22 protein-coding genes are annotated in these 15,152 nt (G+C 55.3%); 12 read left to right on the forward strand and 10 right to left on the reverse strand.

Features of this window, described 5'->3' with window-relative positions:
• Positions 1–143 precede the first annotated feature (143 nt).
• The 6 genes from FNU76_RS04235 to FNU76_RS04255 form a co-directional block, all read right to left on the reverse strand.
• A complete protein-coding gene (locus FNU76_RS04235) occupies positions 144–794 on the reverse strand; it encodes a hypothetical protein (protein WP_143856550.1) in 651 nt (216 codons plus the stop codon).
• Positions 795–814: 20 nt separating this feature from the next.
• Entirely contained in the window at positions 815–1,480 is a 666-nt protein-coding gene (locus FNU76_RS04240) for an AAA family ATPase (protein WP_143856551.1), read from the reverse strand.
• An 8-nt stretch (positions 1,481–1,488) separates the two neighbouring features.
• Complete coding sequence (locus FNU76_RS04245) at positions 1,489–1,986, reverse strand: siphovirus Gp157 family protein (protein WP_143856552.1); 498 nt, start codon at positions 1,984–1,986, stop codon at positions 1,489–1,491.
• 18 nt (positions 1,987–2,004) lie between these two features.
• A complete protein-coding gene (locus FNU76_RS24045; RefSeq protein WP_179958345.1) occupies positions 2,005–2,151 on the reverse strand; it encodes a hypothetical protein in 147 nt (48 codons plus the stop codon).
• Between the two features lie 145 nt (positions 2,152–2,296).
• Positions 2,297–2,743, reverse strand: coding sequence for a hypothetical protein (locus tag FNU76_RS04250; protein ID WP_143856553.1), 447 nt, complete (start codon positions 2,741–2,743; stop codon positions 2,297–2,299).
• Between the two features lie 584 nt (positions 2,744–3,327).
• Positions 3,328–4,044 carry a LexA family transcriptional regulator gene (locus tag FNU76_RS04255; protein WP_143856554.1) on the reverse strand — a complete coding sequence of 239 codons (717 nt, stop codon included), beginning with the start codon at positions 4,042–4,044 and terminating at the stop codon, positions 3,328–3,330.
• An 81-nt stretch (positions 4,045–4,125) separates the two neighbouring features.
• Between FNU76_RS04255 and FNU76_RS25165 the strand changes: the two genes are divergently transcribed.
• The 12 genes from FNU76_RS25165 (at position 4,126) to FNU76_RS04315 (ending at position 11,503) form a co-directional block, all read left to right on the forward strand.
• Positions 4,126–4,320, forward strand: coding sequence for a Cro/CI family transcriptional regulator (locus FNU76_RS25165; protein ID WP_143856555.1), 195 nt, complete (start codon positions 4,126–4,128; stop codon positions 4,318–4,320).
• Positions 4,321–4,553: 233 nt separating this feature from the next.
• Entirely contained in the window at positions 4,554–4,769 is a 216-nt protein-coding gene (locus tag FNU76_RS04265; RefSeq protein ID WP_143856556.1) for a hypothetical protein, read from the forward strand.
• Positions 4,766–5,596 (forward strand): replication protein, encoded by an 831-nt coding sequence (locus FNU76_RS04270; RefSeq protein WP_143856557.1) that lies wholly within the window; start codon positions 4,766–4,768, stop codon positions 5,594–5,596. The genes FNU76_RS04265 and FNU76_RS04270 overlap by 4 nt, the downstream gene beginning before the upstream one ends.
• A 5-nt stretch (positions 5,597–5,601) precedes the next feature.
• The gene (gene dnaB / locus FNU76_RS04275; protein ID WP_223879216.1) at positions 5,602–6,987 is read left to right on the forward strand and encodes a replicative DNA helicase; all 1,386 of its coding nucleotides are present in this window, start codon (positions 5,602–5,604) and stop codon (positions 6,985–6,987) included.
• Positions 6,984–7,415, forward strand: coding sequence for a recombination protein NinB (locus tag FNU76_RS04280; RefSeq protein ID WP_223879217.1), 432 nt, complete (start codon positions 6,984–6,986; stop codon positions 7,413–7,415). The genes dnaB and FNU76_RS04280 overlap by 4 nt, the downstream gene beginning before the upstream one ends.
• Positions 7,412–7,720: a nuclease domain-containing protein gene (locus FNU76_RS04285; protein WP_143856559.1), complete on the forward strand. Its 309-nt coding sequence runs from the start codon at positions 7,412–7,414 to the stop codon at positions 7,718–7,720. Before FNU76_RS04280 ends, FNU76_RS04285 begins: the two co-directional genes overlap by 4 nt.
• Positions 7,721–7,955: 235 nt before the next feature.
• Positions 7,956–8,396, forward strand: coding sequence for a RusA family crossover junction endodeoxyribonuclease (locus FNU76_RS04290; protein ID WP_143856560.1), 441 nt, complete (start codon positions 7,956–7,958; stop codon positions 8,394–8,396).
• Complete coding sequence (locus tag FNU76_RS04295) at positions 8,393–8,611, forward strand: hypothetical protein (protein ID WP_143856561.1); 219 nt, start codon at positions 8,393–8,395, stop codon at positions 8,609–8,611. The genes FNU76_RS04290 and FNU76_RS04295 overlap by 4 nt, the downstream gene beginning before the upstream one ends.
• The gene (locus FNU76_RS04300) at positions 8,611–9,237 is read left to right on the forward strand and encodes a hypothetical protein (RefSeq protein ID WP_143856562.1); all 627 of its coding nucleotides are present in this window, start codon (positions 8,611–8,613) and stop codon (positions 9,235–9,237) included. The genes FNU76_RS04295 and FNU76_RS04300 overlap by 1 nt, the downstream gene beginning before the upstream one ends.
• A gap of 264 nt (positions 9,238–9,501) precedes the next feature.
• Entirely contained in the window at positions 9,502–10,320 is an 819-nt protein-coding gene (locus tag FNU76_RS04305; protein ID WP_179958346.1) for a TIGR04255 family protein, read from the forward strand.
• Positions 10,295–10,807 carry a hypothetical protein gene (locus FNU76_RS04310; RefSeq protein ID WP_143856564.1) on the forward strand — a complete coding sequence of 171 codons (513 nt, stop codon included), beginning with the start codon at positions 10,295–10,297 and terminating at the stop codon, positions 10,805–10,807. The genes FNU76_RS04305 and FNU76_RS04310 overlap by 26 nt, the downstream gene beginning before the upstream one ends.
• A 9-nt stretch (positions 10,808–10,816) precedes the next feature.
• The gene (locus FNU76_RS04315) at positions 10,817–11,503 is read left to right on the forward strand and encodes a hypothetical protein (RefSeq protein WP_143856565.1); all 687 of its coding nucleotides are present in this window, start codon (positions 10,817–10,819) and stop codon (positions 11,501–11,503) included.
• Between the two features lie 466 nt (positions 11,504–11,969).
• Here FNU76_RS04315 and FNU76_RS04325 read toward each other — a convergent pair whose 3' ends face one another.
• The 4 genes from FNU76_RS04325 to FNU76_RS25175 all read right to left on the reverse strand — a co-directional run bounded on the left by FNU76_RS04325 (position 11,970) and on the right by FNU76_RS25175 (position 15,029).
• Positions 11,970–12,752, reverse strand: coding sequence for a hypothetical protein (locus FNU76_RS04325; protein ID WP_143856566.1), 783 nt, complete (start codon positions 12,750–12,752; stop codon positions 11,970–11,972).
• Positions 12,742–13,572, reverse strand: coding sequence for a hypothetical protein (locus FNU76_RS04330; protein ID WP_143856567.1), 831 nt, complete (start codon positions 13,570–13,572; stop codon positions 12,742–12,744). Before FNU76_RS04330 ends, FNU76_RS04325 begins: the two co-directional genes overlap by 11 nt.
• Positions 13,573–14,292: 720 nt before the next feature.
• A complete protein-coding gene (locus tag FNU76_RS25170; protein ID WP_143856568.1) occupies positions 14,293–14,736 on the reverse strand; it encodes an IS3 family transposase in 444 nt (147 codons plus the stop codon).
• Complete coding sequence (locus FNU76_RS25175) at positions 14,733–15,029, reverse strand: transposase (protein WP_143856569.1); 297 nt, start codon at positions 15,027–15,029, stop codon at positions 14,733–14,735. Before FNU76_RS25175 ends, FNU76_RS25170 begins: the two co-directional genes overlap by 4 nt.
• Positions 15,030–15,152 lie beyond the last annotated feature (123 nt).

Consider the following 15,152-nt stretch of genomic DNA (forward strand, 5'->3'; position numbering starts at 1 on the left):
CGCAATTTCGTCCGGGCAGGAAAAAGCCCCCAGCTTTTTGGGCTCTGGGGGCTCGGTGAAGGGAGATGAGCAATCCGCCTACGCCGTAGTCCTTTTCAGGCTGAGCGGCGAATTACGGACGGATTTCGGTCTTTGATGGGGCGTTAGAACGGGATGTCGCAGTCGTCAAAACTATCGCTGCTGGCCGGCCCTGCCGGCGCAGTATTGCTCTTGCCTACCGATAGTTTCTTCAGTGCCTTGTCCTTGAGCGAGGCTTTCATCCGGTCAAGCATCTCGGCCTTGGGTGCCCGGCGCAGAATCTCGGAGGCCAGCATGCGGGTATCCGGGTTGAAGACGCTGTGCAGATCTATCCGGTTGGCGACCTTAATTTCTTGCGCTTGATCGAGGTATTCCTCGGGCGCTAGTTGCAGCAGCAGGCCGATGCGCTTGCCGGCCAGCTCGGCATAGGCTTCCACATCCTTCGGCACCTTGGCGCCGGCCTTGTGATCGTACAGCTCGATTGTCTGCCGCGTGGCCTGGATGCCACGTAGGGATAGGCACGTCATGATGGCGTGCAGTACATTATTGCCTGTGAGCATTTCGCCACTGGCCTTGGCCGTCCACAGCGTAATGCGTGCCTCTTGCTTATCGGTATCCTCGAAATGCAGTTCGATACCTTCGGTACCGGTGCGGCTGGATTTGACCGCAATGGCGTATTTGAAAGCGCCGATATACTCACCCGTGGTTTGGATGCGGCTGGATTTCGCATCGGCCTTTTCGGCAGCCTTGGTGTCGAGATTATAAGAACGGGGCATGCAGATTCCTTGTTGGGGTATTAGGCAGCGGGTGCGTGCGTGGTCGAAATGCCGTAGTAGTCGCATAGGCAGGCATCCACAGCAGCCAGGTCGTTGTCGATCAGTTGGTCGGGGAACATGTCGGGCGGCGCCTTGACCGTGTCGCTGCCGTTGTTGATCGTGCTGAATTGGAAGCGGCGATCCGTCACCACAGTGCGCAGCACAATGGTGAACAAGCCTTCCAGGGTGATTTTGTCGTCCAGCAGCTTGCCGATGGTCTTCATCTTCACCCGGCCGTATTCGTCGTTCTGGGTATGGGCCAGGATGTAGACCCGCACGTCGTCGGGCAGGTTGTTGGCGACGGTGAGGATGTCCCAGGCATGCCGGCCGATCTCGGTGTACTTGTCGAACCCCCTCTCGTTGGATCGCCGCATGAACTCGTTCGCTAGCACATACTGGAAGTCGTCCAACACGATGATTTTGCGGCTGGTCTTCTGCATCAGGTTGATGATGCGAGCGCTGAAGTCGCTGACGAAGATATTGCCGGGTTGTTTCTTCTCTCTGTCCATGCGCGCCCAGCCCGTCGAGCGGAATGGCAAGGGCTTGCGCACGGCCTGGATCAACAGCGTTTGTGCGGGATCAAGGTCGCGCAGGCTATAGGTCTTACCCGTCCCGGATTCGCCCAGGACGATGGTGGCAATACTCATGGGCTTCCTTATCGAATATCGAGGCGCTGACCGCGTGCCAGGTGGGCACCGGGCACGTCGCGGCCGGCTTTGATGGCTTCGGCGATCAGCTTCTTGTCGGGCAGGGCCGGTGGGGGATCGGGTTGGCGCATAAACTCGGACGGGATCTGGCTGGCGGCATCGATCACCACGCTTTCCGGATTGCTGCGGATCGCCACCTTGAAGTAGGGGCTTTCGATCACGCTGATTTGGGTCGCCTGCATCGCGCCCTTGAGATAGTCGCGCAGGTTCTCGGCCCGGCTTTCCATCGCACGGCGGCGTTCAGCCATTTGTTTCTCGGCAGCATTGATCGCTTCGGCATTGGCTTCGAGATTGCGGATAAACATCGCCACATTGGTGGCTTTGATCTCCAGGGCGCCGGCTAGCCCTTCGAGGGTATCGGCAACAATTTCCGGCGGCAGGTCCAGATCAGCCAGCCTTTCGGCGGCGGTGCGGTATTCCTTGGCTAAGACGTATAAAGCGGTCATGCATCTCCTTTTGGATAACTACGGTTCAAGCCAGCCGACCAGGGCGGAGACGCCGACCCAGCCGGCCAGCCAGAGGCAAGCCCAGACGGCGATTTGCCTGGCTTGCGGTGTGGGCTCGGCGGGGTCGGTTTCCAGCCCTTGGCGGCTGGTCGACGGTGGAATCATGGCTAGGCTTTCTGGCGGGCCAGATAGCCCGCAGTGATGTCGGCGCTGTCGCAGTGGGCGCAGTCCTGATAACCGCGCCCCTGGGCGTCGCCCGTGTTGTGACAAGTCGTGCAATTGCGGTACCAGCTTGGTTCGGTTGGTTGGGTCACGCAGCCTGCCGCAGGTCGTATTCATCTTCGTGCAGGCCCAACATCTGTTCGATTTCGAGGATTTGCCTCTCTGTGAGGAGCGGCAGGATATTGACGTCACCCGCCAACACCCATGTGGTTAGATATTCCTCGGCGCGGCCTGGATAAGTCGCGCTGCGGGCCTCCGCAGGGGTGTAGTCGTAGGTGACTTCCAGTTCGACGCCCTTGTAGAAAAGGATTCGGGAATAGGACTGCAAGGTGGACTCCAAAAAAATCGCCGCGCACTGCAAACGCAGCGGCGGCGAAAAACGCCTGTGTGACCAGGCGTCCAAGGCAAAAGGTTGAGGGTCGCCCTCAAGGCCGGGAACTGGCCAGCATTTACTGCCACACAAGGCTTCCGACCGGACGTGGCAGCCCAATTCCCGGGCTTGAAGGCACCCGCCTTTCCGGGTGGTCAGCAGCATATGCACATTCGCGGCTGCGTCGCGTTTCTCCCGCCTAACGGCATCCCATGTGCCATGGTGGAGGGACTTCCATGAAACAAGACAGCCAACCAGTCCACAAGGGGCTGATTGACTCGCTTGTGCGCTTATCGTGTGAAGCGCGGCACCCTCAGCCTTTCGGTGGCTGGGCAACGCGTCCGGTGATCTCGCGCCACCGGCTGGCGCTTTCCACATGTCTGCTACCTCATCTGCGCTAAGGGCGTGATACCCATCTACCCGCCGGCCCGCTCTTGCGCTTCCGGCTGTGCATCGCATCGGTTTGAGACCGTGGCGTGATTTCCTGCTGCGTTGTTAAAGATCGGGCGGCGCTAGGCCTCTGGAGCCGGTGACGTGGCATGCATCGGCTCGATAGAGTGAACTGTAAGCGTACTTACATTTTGATGCAAGTGATTTGTAAGTTAGTGGTATAAGCGGTCTGTAAGTAAATATTGCCATGCCTAGGTACGCTGCCGACTGAGCTGAACGAGCAACAAAAAGCCCGCCAAAAGGGCGGGCTGCTGAGTTAGGAAGTGGGATCGTTGCCCGCCAAGATAGGCGGATGGGGGCTATATGTCGTTTTGCACCTGTACTGCTCGTCCGAGGATGCGCAATGCATCCCCGTTGCCTTTATTGACATGCCAGTCTGGATGTCGAATCTTGTCTGGATTGTCCGAACTGATTCGGACCGAGCCATCGGCTTCCATGAAGATGCGCTTGATATAGAACTGGCCCTGGTAATCGATGGCGTACACATTGCCATTCCGAGCATTGACATCGGCCGTATTGATGGTCACCGAGGCGCAGTCTTGCACTGCGGGCGACATGCTGTCCCCGTCTGCCATGATAGTGACCAACTTGGTTGGGTCAAAGCCCTTACGGTTACACCAGCCCTTACGGAACCGGTTGGGCGTGCCTTTGGTATCTATTTCCCACTGAAGCCGGCCACCGCCGGCAGAAGCTTTTAACGTCAATCTCGCTACTTCCACTTCGTCTTCTTCTAAAGGATCCCCGTCTTCAAAGGTACGGATGGGGCGTGGTTCCGTACTGATATTGCCTTGCCCATGTGGGGAGCGCTCCCCCTTGCCGGTCGCCAGCCAAATCGGGTGCACATTCAAGTGCATGGCGGCCTTCAGCAGGTTCTCCCCTTTGATGGACTTGGTTGCGCCTGTACACCAGCCATTGACTGCAACTGATGAGACGCCGATTCGTCGGGCTAACTCGGACTGGTCCAGCCCTGCGAGTAGCAGGGCTTCGGAAATCCGATCTTTAAGTAGAGTGCTCATATAAGCAAGCTTACCAAGTAATTTCAATTTTGTGCTTATACATACTTTGACTATACGTGTAAATTCACTTATAGTTACGTCATGAAAAAAGCATTCGTCTTCTCTCTCCTTGGTGGCGCCTCTCAAACAGCCCGGACCTTGGGCATCTCACAGCCTGCCGTGACGCAGTGGTCCGAAGACATCCCTGACTCGGCCATCGGGCGCATTGCCCGGCTACGACCTGACGTACTGCGCGGGTGGTGGAAAGCAGAGCGCAAGGTGCGTCAGGTCGCATAAGTCCGCGCACTTACTCTGGGGCCGGCTTTCGCCGCTCCAAGCCATACGCCGCAGTGTAGGGCGTACTCCCCAAACAAAATACGTTCGAGGTAACCCGCGCATGAACATTTAACGGTGCCGCCTTAGGTGAGCGGATTGAGGTGCTGCTGGTACGCAGCAGAAAAGGTAAAGCCCCGCAGGCGTTAGCGCGCCTAGGTGCGGGGCTTCATGTTCGAGCAAGAACGAAGGAAATTATGAATCAACTTAAGCAATTGCACCAGCGTATCGCCGACTGGCTGCGCGAACGCCGTATCGACCGCTTCCGTGCGTTGATGGCAGCCGCCTATACCGCTGGCGACATCGTGGCTGCTCGCCGCGTACAAAGCCGCTTCCTGGGCGAAATCCGGGCGCGCTCGCCTGAACAGCGTCAGCGCATGGCTGCGTTTTGGGCGGAAAGGATCGCACGATGAGCAGCGTTGTTCGCCTGGTCGATTACCGCGCTGCCAAGGCCGTTGTGCCGGTGGAGGAGACTCGCATTCAGCATAGCTTTGTCGCCATCCCGACTGCGGTCGAGGATGCCCTGTTGCGCTCGCCTTTGAGCAAGCAGCAGGAGCGGGTATTCCGCGCCATCCTGCGCAAGACCGTGGGCTACAACAAGGCTTCGGATTTCATCGCCACCACCCAGCTGGCCGAGATGGTCGCCATGGACGAAGGCGACGTTCGGCGTGCCCTGATGACCCTGGAATCCATGGGTTTGATCGTGCGCGGCCAACGTCGTGCGATTGGTACCGAAATCGCGCCAAACCTTGATATATCGGGCTGGAATCTCGTTCGTGGGGAATCGCCACGTTCTATCCAGAAATCCCCACGTTCGTGTGAAATTCCCACGTCTATTCGTGGTGAATTCCCCCCCACAATAGACAACTCCAAAAGACAAGAAGAACCCCCTGTAGTCCCCCAGGCCAAAAAATCGCCCCGAGCCAAGCGGACCGAGCAGACGATGCGTGCCTGGTTGGAGACGACCAAGGCTGCTGGCGAGACGCCGATTCCTGAAGGCGACTCGGTGTTCCAGTACGCCGAGCAGGCTGGCATCCCGAGAGACTTCCTGCGTCTCTGCTGGTGCGAATTCCGTGACCGTCACTCGGACGGCGTGAAGACCTACAAGGACTGGCGTGCTGCCTTCCGGCTGTGCGTTCGTGCTGACTGGTACCGGCTGTGGGCGGAGAACCAGCAGGGTGAGAAGTACCTGACGACCGCCGGCAAGCAAGCGGCTGCCGTGCATGGGGTGGGCGAATGAGCGACATGACCCTTCCCCCGCTGCCGGTGCTGTTCAGCGAACACGCCGAGACCGCGCTGATCGCTGGCCTGCTGATCGACAGCTACGCCCTGGACAACCTTGCCGACCAGCTGCTGCCGCGCCATTTCTTCCTGCCGGAATGCGCCCTGGTCTACTCGGTCATGCTGGGCCTGTTCCACGACAACCGCCCCATCGATGTGGTGACCGTGGCGGAAGTGCTGGAACGGCGCGGCGAACTCGATGACCTGGGCGGTCTGGCTTGGTTTTCCTCGCTGGTGCGCAACTCGGTCGGCTCCGCGAACGTGAAGCACTACGCCGAGATCATCGTCGAGAAGGCGATGATGCGTGGTGGCATCTCGGCCGCGTCCTCGCTGGTTGAACGGCTGGAAGCGGGCGACTGGGAGCATTCGCCGACCGAAGTGCTGCAAAGCGTGGCGGCACAGATCGAATCGCTGGCGGATACCGACGCTAGCGATGCCGACACCCTGACCGCCACCCAGGTAGCCCACAGTGCCGTGCTGGAAATCCAGGCGATTCTGGAGGCTGGTGACAAACCCCGTGGTGTGCAGACTGGTTTGAGCGAACTGGATGCCGCGCTCGGTGGTGGCTTCCGTGCTGGCGATCTGGTGATCCTTGCGGGCCGGCCTGGTATGGGCAAGACCGTGCTGGCGATGAACATCGCAGAGCGCCTTGCCGAACGTGCCCCGGTAGCGGTCTTCAGCATGGAGATGGGCCGCGAACAACTGGGCATGCGCCAGATCGCCAGCCTAGGCAGCGTGAACCTTGGCGGGCTGATGCGCGCTGAGCTGACCGAGGACGAGCAGCACTGCATGGTGGCCGCGTTGGGCAAGATCGACACGCTGAAGCTGGAGATCGATTTCCGGCCTGCGCTGACAGTTGCCCAGGTGCGCGCCAAGTGCCGCAAGTTGCATCGCAAGCACGGCAGTCTCGGCCTCATCGTGGTGGATTACCTGCAATTGATGCAGCACCCCGGCACTGAAAACCGCGTGAACGAGATCACCAAGATCAGCGGCGGCCTCAAGGCCCTGGCGAAGGAGATGCAATGCCCGGTGATCGCGCTATCCCAGCTGTCGCGCAAGGTGGAAGAGCGCATGGACAAGCATCCGCAGATGGCCGATCTGCGCGAGTCCGGTTCCATCGAGCAGGACGCCGACACAATCCTGTTCGCCTATCGCGATGAGTACTACCAGCCGGACTCGCCCTACAAGGGAGTGGCGGAAATCGGTATCGCGAAGCAGCGCATGGGCGAGTCGGGCAAGTGGGTGCGGGCGGTGTTCGAAGGTCATTACAGCCGCTTCCGCAATCTGGCGCCGGGCTGGAGCGCACCGGCGCAACCCAAGCCAGCCGCACGTAAGGGGGGCTTCGCATGAGCGACCGGATGGCATACCGCGTACCGACCGAAGCCGCATTGCGCCCGATCATGCTGCGGGTGTGGCAACAGGTGAAGGGACTGGTTGATGCTGGCGTGGTGGCCCGCCTGCGGGTAGAGGCCGGCGACGCCCGCAGCAGCGAGCAAAACGAAAAGATGTGGGCCATGTTGGCCGACATTGCCCGCCAGGTGGAATGGTACGGCCAGTGGCTAACCGCCGAGGAGTGGAAGCACGTCTTTTCGGCAGCCCTGGAAAAGCAGCGTGTCGTACCTGCCCTGGAGGGCGGCGGCTTCGTCGTCCTGGGCGTGTCAACCCGTCGCCAATCGAAGCGCTGGTTCAGCGATATGTTCGAGCTGATGTACGCCTTTGGGGCCGAGCGCGATGTGCGCTGGTCCGCACCGGTCTGGATGCAGGAGGTCGGCCGATGAGCATCCACAGCAGGAAACTGCGCGGCAGTGCCCAGGGCGAAGACTGCACCTTCCAGATCGCAGGCGTATGCCAGGGGCGCACCGATACCGTGGTGTTGTGCCATCTGCCGGATGAAAGCCATGGCATGGGGCTGAAAGCGGACGACATCAGCGCCGCATTCGGCTGCTGGGAATGCCATGACGCCGTCGACGGCCGGGTACGGCATGCCTTCGCGCCGGGTGAGAAGGACTGGTATCTACGCCGCGCCCAAAGCCGGACCTTGCGCCGCTGGGTAGCGCTTGGACTGGTCAAGGTGGCCGGATGAGTCCGGATTGCCGTCGCTGCGCCGAACTATCGGCCTTCGCCAATTGCGGCGCCATCCTGCGTGGTCGGGTGCATAGGGCGGATGGCACGCCCTATATGCCTGGCTCGCTCACTGGCCCGCCGAATCCGACCGCCTGGGCAGCCCGGTGCGGCGCCTTCACTGAAACGGGCTATGCGGTCAGCCTCCCGAAAATGGGGCCGCAATGGGCATGAACCCGATAATTACAGAAAGCAATATGGATCTAAAGACACTGAGTTTTACTGTACCCGGCGAGCCACAAGGCAAAGGCCGCGGTCGTATCGTGCGCTGGGGTAACAAGGCCGGGATCAAGACCCCGGAGAAGACTGTCGCCTATGAGGGCTTGGTCGCCCACACCGCTTCGCAGGCTATGAATGGCGCTGCGCCCCTGGACGGCGCTGTCGTAGTAACCATGCACATTACCGTCTCGGTACCGCGTTCCTGGTCCAAGCGGCGCCGCGAGCATGCCCTCGCTGGCCGCGTGCTGCCGACCGCCAAGCCCGATATCGACAACGTCGAAAAGGCGATCTTCGACGGGCTGAACGACGTGGCCTGGCGCGATGACGTGCAGGTGGTCGACGTGTGCAAACAGAAGCGCTATGGCGAGCTGCCCGGTGTGGCCGTCTCCATCCAGGCGCTGGAAGTGGAGGCAGCATGATGACTCCGCATAAGGCTGTCCGTAGCAGCCTGGCTAGCCATGCCGCGACTGGCCCGGCCGGCGATGCCGAGCTGAAGCAACTGCGCGCTGCCGCCTGGCACAAGCAAGGTGTCGTCGTGGTGCGATTGGACGATATCCGGGATGACTGGGACCGGCTGCACCTGGCGAACATCGCCACCCAACTTTATGGACAACGCAACAAGGAGGCCCGCTGATGGCAATTTTTAAGAGCGTGCCGCAAGCACTGCATTTCGCCTACACCATCCAGGCTTACGAGATTGGCGCCGAAAGCGCCATGACCAAAGCACTGCGTCGCATCATGATGGATCTGGGTATCTGGGAAGAGCCCGGCGCGACGAACGCCTCGGTAGATTTCAGTGGTCTGGACCGTATCGAGGTGCGTGCGCAATGCGCCATGATTCGCCAGATGGTGGACGACCATCTCCCCTGGGCAGAGCGCTGCGCCATCGTGGCCCGCTATGAGCCGGCCGAGCGCGTCGAAGAAAACGGCAAGCGCCGCTTCCTGTTCTCGCCGGTTCGCTATGAGGCCATCCGGGCGCTATCTGAATACCTGGCACCCTCATTCGGCCGCTACAACCGCGACACCATCGATCTCATCGTCGCGCGAGTGTCAGATCGTCGGGTGGTGGAAGGCAGCTATCGCGAGGTGGCAGCTAAGCTGGGGATGGCGCATACAACCTTCGCGGATGTCTACAAGCGGGTACGTGGGCGGGTGGTGGAGTTGGAGAACCAGGCCATGGAGCGGCTCTACGAGCACTTAACGCCGGATGTGGTATCGCTCGATCTTTCGCTGTCGGGGAGTACAGTATATGTAGTCTGAATTACCCACGCTCCCACCTATCAGCCAAAGATCCGAACGTTTGTCGCTCACGCCTTGAATTTTCTAAATCTTACTAGACACTCAGTTGTGTAGCTCTGCTGTTTGATGTTCAATAGCTTCCTGGATCGTGCTCTGGCACATTTTAGGAGTGTTTTCCGAAGGTAGGCACGTGCTCAGGTAGGCGAGGAAGGGGCGAGGATAAGCGGCTTTGTATTACATTGAGAAATTTCACCTCCGCCCAGGATGGACGAACAGAGTCAAACCATGAAAATTGAGCCCTCCCAGCGAGTGTTGTACGCCCACAATCCGCTTGCAGAGGTTGTGTGCCAAGCTAGATTCGAGAAGCTGCCCGATCTTTCCGAGGAGGAGGTCGAGGAGCTTAAAGCAGCGTTTACGGCTGCTGGCTATCCGACATGTACAGAAGAAATTTCATTTGGCTATATTCGACAACTTACGCCACACGAAGCCGCAGCAAAAGCTCCAGTGCCTCTTCCTGAGACCCACATCTATCGTTTTAATTCACTAGACGGCGTATGGCGGATTTCCTTGTGCTCTGAATTTGTAGCACTCACATGCTATAAGTACTCAGGCTGGAGTGATTATCTACCCCGAATTTTGAACGCCTGCCAAATATTTTTTGAAAGACACCCCGCCGCTTTACCACTAAGACTTGGCTTGCGTTATAAGGACGTGATTGAGCGCGGGCCAATCGGTTTGGAGGACGTTCCGTGGCACGAATTAATCCAACCGTTTCTGCTTGGGCCACTTTCTCCAAATGCATTAGCTGTCGGACAAATTGCATCTGATGAGGAAGTCGAAAATTTTTTATCGCAATCTTTATTAAAGCTGGACGGGGCAATGCTTTTACTTCAAAGTAGTGTGCTAGTGTCGGTAAATGGTCAAGATCGTGCGTTTTTAATTGACGCGGATTTTTATAAAGAAGAGAATTTGGATGTTGATGCATTTAAGAAAATAAGCGCATTGGAGTCTTTGTTGGAATCATTGCACTCATATGCGGGCGCATTGTTTCGTCGAGCAATTACCGAAAGGTTGCATAATGCGCTCCGCCCTAGCACTATTTGACACATGTTCTATGGAAGTGGAAAGTTCCACAGGACATAGCTATGAGCATCGCATGGTGCGGGGCCATCAGGAGCGAGTGTGCGGCCCAAAGACGAATCAATTGTACGGAAGCGCCTACCAATATGGCAGCTTTGGTGATATTCAGCAGGCGGCTATTATTATTGTCGAGAAAGCGTTAAAACTCGAGGCTGCACGAGAGCGGTGGCAGCGACTGGTGATGAACCCGGAAGCGGCTACAGATGTTGACTCACTCACTGAAACGGTTGAGGCTGGTCTGGAGTTTATTGCTGAATTTGGACCACAGAAGCTTGTGCTAACTACGCTTACTTCACAATGCGTGCAGGCAGAGCATTTAGCCGCACTCCTTCGAGCAACCTCCACGTGGAGTTGCGAAGTCATTGGCTGGAATGCAGCATTGCAAGTGGCAAAAGGTGCGGCCGACTTAGCAGGCCTGGATCCAGCGGATGTACTTTTTGGAATGATTTGAGGCTTTATTGTGGCCTTTCAAAATCTCAATGATGTTCAGTTTTCGGCTGATCAAGTAGTGATCGCCATTTCCCACAGTGATTTTGGGGGTGGTCATATTGGCATTGGCTTTCATACAGCGAAAGCGGGTGCGAAAATAATGCATCTGGCTTGGCATCACAGACTAGAAATGCAAGAAATCCCAGATTTTTCTCGCAAATCATGCTGGGCTGCTGATGTTCTTGTTATTCCGCCGTTAGCGTCAAAACAGCTTGTTGCTTTCATTCGCGCGGTAGCCACCAAGTGTCCTAAGATTAGCTATGGTATAAATTTTTTAGCGGCGAGGGGTTCTTTTCAGGCGAATGCGAGTTATAAGCCCCCAAAGGGGAGCGATGGGTTAACGTGCGCAACCTTTGTTATTGAAGTATTGAGGGCTGGCAAGGTGAATTTAATCAATGGGGATACATGGATGCCAACGCCTCAAAATGTAAGTTGGGGAAATAATGTTTGCGCGCTATTGGAAAAATGGGCAGATGCTGAACATGTAGATGCAGTAAAAAGAAACATCAATGGTTTACGGATACGACCATTCGAGGTGGCTGGAGCTGCGCAACTTGGGTATAAAAAATGGCCTGTTGATTTTCAAGGTACTCAACAGCCTGCCAGTGATGCGGAGAACCAACTCCCTCAAATTTGTCCGCCCCCCTCACCGATATAGATCCAACCGACATTCCCGCTAATATTACCGCTGTGATTTACAGGCTCGTACAAATCAGGTATAGTTTTGCTACTTTCCGAAGGAAGTTACGCCTAGGCCCGCTCAGTTCACACTGCGCGGGCTTTTTTGTTTCCGCCTTCGGGGTTTGAAGAGAAGGGGCCGGCGCCATATGACCGAAAGGTTGGATGTCATACGAATATCAAAAGGCATATTGCCCGAGAACACTCTCGGCTATACGATGGGTCGTATGGCCTATCAGGACACGGCTACGCCTCATGACTTCCGTGCCCTGGCCTACACAGTGCTAACGAGGAGGGGTTTGATCACAACATTGTCGAGCGCCAGCTTGCGCATGCTCAACGCAACAAAGTTTGGGCTGCTTACTACCGAGCTGAGCATTTAGGAGACCGCCGGAAGTTGACGCAGTGATCGGCTGATTTTTTGAATGGCGTGTGAGGTGATTAATTCATTCCGTAAATTCCATGCCTACTTCGTCGGAAAAAGGTGTGGGTTTTGATTGGTAGAGATCAAACGATAGCCCCACTTCACTCATTGCATTTTTAAGTTCATCATTTGATTTTAAATACCTCACCGAATAGAAGCTCTCAAAAAATCCACTAATAATAATTAATCTTATTTGAGAAAAATCCGTAAAATTGATAAGTGCCTTTAGATAGATTTCTCGATCTTTGATTGAGAAACCATTTTCGTTACTCAGTCTCTCTGAAATCAATTTCACTATTATGTAGAAAGATCTAGTGTTGTTAAATATTTGATCTTTTTGATCGATAAAATCAAGATAGTTCATTAGCTCGTCTTGATGCGCTTCGTTCTTTTGTATTTCCTCTATTCGGTCTTCGATTTTTATAACCGCCTCTGACCCGGAAGCGATACTTTGGGTATTATTCGGGTCCGGTAAAATGCTAAAGGATTTAAATAGCTCTTTTTGAGAGTCGATCATGCTAAAGAACAAGCTTTCAAAAGCGCGAATTTTTTCTCTCTTTTCGTTATTATTTAGCTCGGCTTCCAATCCTTTGTTTGCTTCAATTTGCAGGCTAAGGGATTTGATGAGTAGGATTATGGAAATAAAACTTAAAACTGGGTTTAATAAGCCACCAATGTAGTCGCCGAGCTGCCCCCAAGCCTCCGGCTTCTCGGAGATTGGATAGCCAATAAAATTTATGGCATAGGCCGCAGTGACAATAGTGAAAAGTATTGCAGCAGCAACAATTGCATATTTATTCTGCATGGGCGACGCTACGGATTATGTATTTAATGATTTTCCCGTCCTTTAGAAGAAGGGGTGTAGTGGTAATTCTGAGATACTTCCATTGCTCTTCCTCTAGTCCGTTGTTGTGATCTAGATTTTCAGAGAAGATTTTCTTGGCAGTAAGTCTTACTTGCTTGTATTGAATTGTGAAGCCAAATGCAACGGTTTCGCTTTCACCTTTGACTATTAGGCGTCCATTGCCTGTATGTATATTCAGTCGCGTAATGCCAACTAAAAGAGTTTCAACTTTGATTGATTCGGTCGTATGAAGCACCCTTGCGGTTGTTTGATTGAAAACTCCAATGATGGTCTGTTCGTATCTATTTTCCCGGAACCTTATTTTAACGTCGCGATCAAAATTAGTTGATATTGTGTGAATATCCTTTAAGGCTGAAACCCTGAGCTGTTCGATTAAGGCCTCAGCAGTCCCCTTGAGGCGATCGATGATTTTCTGGGATTTTTCAGAAAGAGCTTTTGATTCCAAATAAAGTGATTCGCTTATAAAATAGGTGAGCATCTCTACAAATGTTGCCTTTCCAATTCTGGAAAATTTTTTCTTTAGGTTTTCATCATAAATTTCGATGCAAAATTCATGTCCATATGACCCCTTGAAGCTTTGTTTTAGGCTGGTCCTTACTTTACCTTTGTGTGTGAGGTGCTTGGGTACCTTTTCTTCTAGGATAGTTTCCGCTATCAATCTAGTGGCTGTGGATGCTCCCTGCAAGGTCTCCAATGCGGCTTTCATATCCACATGTTCATCAGGAGGGCTGTCTATAACTACATCAAGATTAAATGGCATCGCTGAACCCAAGAAATTAGTGGTGGTTGCGTTGGTGGGCTAAATGAAATTTTTGGCCAAATTGCCGTATGCTATTTAGCACCCCGCGCGCTTGTGACACTGTTACGCCCGGCTGCTTTATTGGGGGGCATTTCATGTACGCTGAGAAGAACCTGTGAGGCGCGCCAGCAATGGCGGAAATAGGAAGGGAATGGGGCATAAACTCATTCGGTTTCATGTGTCCTAGACCTGCAGCCCGCACTATGCTCTCCCTCTGCCTGCTGGTCTTGAGCTGGCCATTCTTCTCACAGTGCTTAGAAGCACTGTCCTTAGCCATCTAAGTGCATCCTTAACTGTCCTGCAAGCAAGAGCTAACTTCTTTGGCACTTGTGTTGTACGGCGGGTCGTTTCCGTATTCAGTGTATGAGAAGAGGCGGTCGGTGCCACGTGAGCGAAAGGTGGGGGTGTCAATCTCGGCAAGCGTGGTCGCAACGAATAGCAGTATGGTCTTCATGGGGCTGACTTCGACGTTCTCGAACTAGGAATTAACGCGCGGATTATTCCAATGGCTGGGGCCCCTGCCGATCTGCGTCCCCTGCGGGTGGGCATACCCGCGCGATCCAGCTAGTTACCAAGTTTTTCGTCGGTTTCGTTTCCTATCGGCCTAGTTGTGCAGACCCTCTCCCACAGCTCCCCGTAAAGCCTTATGGCACAAGGCTTTCAGCAGTTTCCCCAGTTGCGCTAGCCGCTCCAGTGGCGTTCAGCCCAAACGAATTTACCCGTCAAACCGTTTCGTTTTGAAGCGTTTGGAGTCCTCGTGCTGAATTGTCGATCCAGCACGTTGGATGCAAACGGTAGGGAGTGCTTACTGTTGGTCGTCGCCTTGTAACGCCGCTTGTGGCGCGCACGAATGCTGTGCTTCTGCTTCAAGCGCTGGATGCGTGCCTTGCTTACCGGATGCCCTCTGGATTTGAGTTCCTGGAAGATGCGCGGTGAGCCATAGGCACCCTGGCATTCGGCATGCACGCTGCGGATTAGCGCGAGCAACTGCGTGTCAGAAAGCCAGTGTGTCGGGCCGCCACAGGCCTGCCAATCGGCGAAGCCGCTCGTGCTGACGGACAGCACTTTGCAGAGCGACTGCAAGGGATAGTGTTTGCGCATCTGGTCAATCACGGCGTACTTCACTGCGACTTTTTCGCGAAATACGCCGTGGCTTTTTCCAGAATTTCGAGCTCCATCTTCAGGCGGGAATTCTCGGCACGCAGGCGTGACAGTTCCATCTGCTCTGGTGTGACGGGCTTGCCGGAACCTGTCGCCATCTTCCCGGCCTTGTGGGCCTTGCGCCAGTTGGCAAGCGTCTGCTCGGATATGCCCAAGTCGCGCGCAACCTGAGCGGGGGTCTTACCTTCGACTTCGACCAGGCGGACGGCTTCTTGCTTGAATTCGGTGGTGTAGCTTTGTCGTGGAATTTTGTACATTCGGAACCTCTGTAGACCGGTTTACCCGGCTACGATTGGTATCCGAAATCCACACCCAAGCTCATTGCCAACATGAACTCGGTAACCGGATAGCTACACAGCTTGCGACGGCGGTCTTGCTCG

The sequence above is a fragment of the Chitinimonas arctica genome (assembly GCF_007431345.1).
Lineage (GTDB): Bacteria > Pseudomonadota > Gammaproteobacteria > Burkholderiales > Chitinimonadaceae > Chitinimonas > Chitinimonas arctica.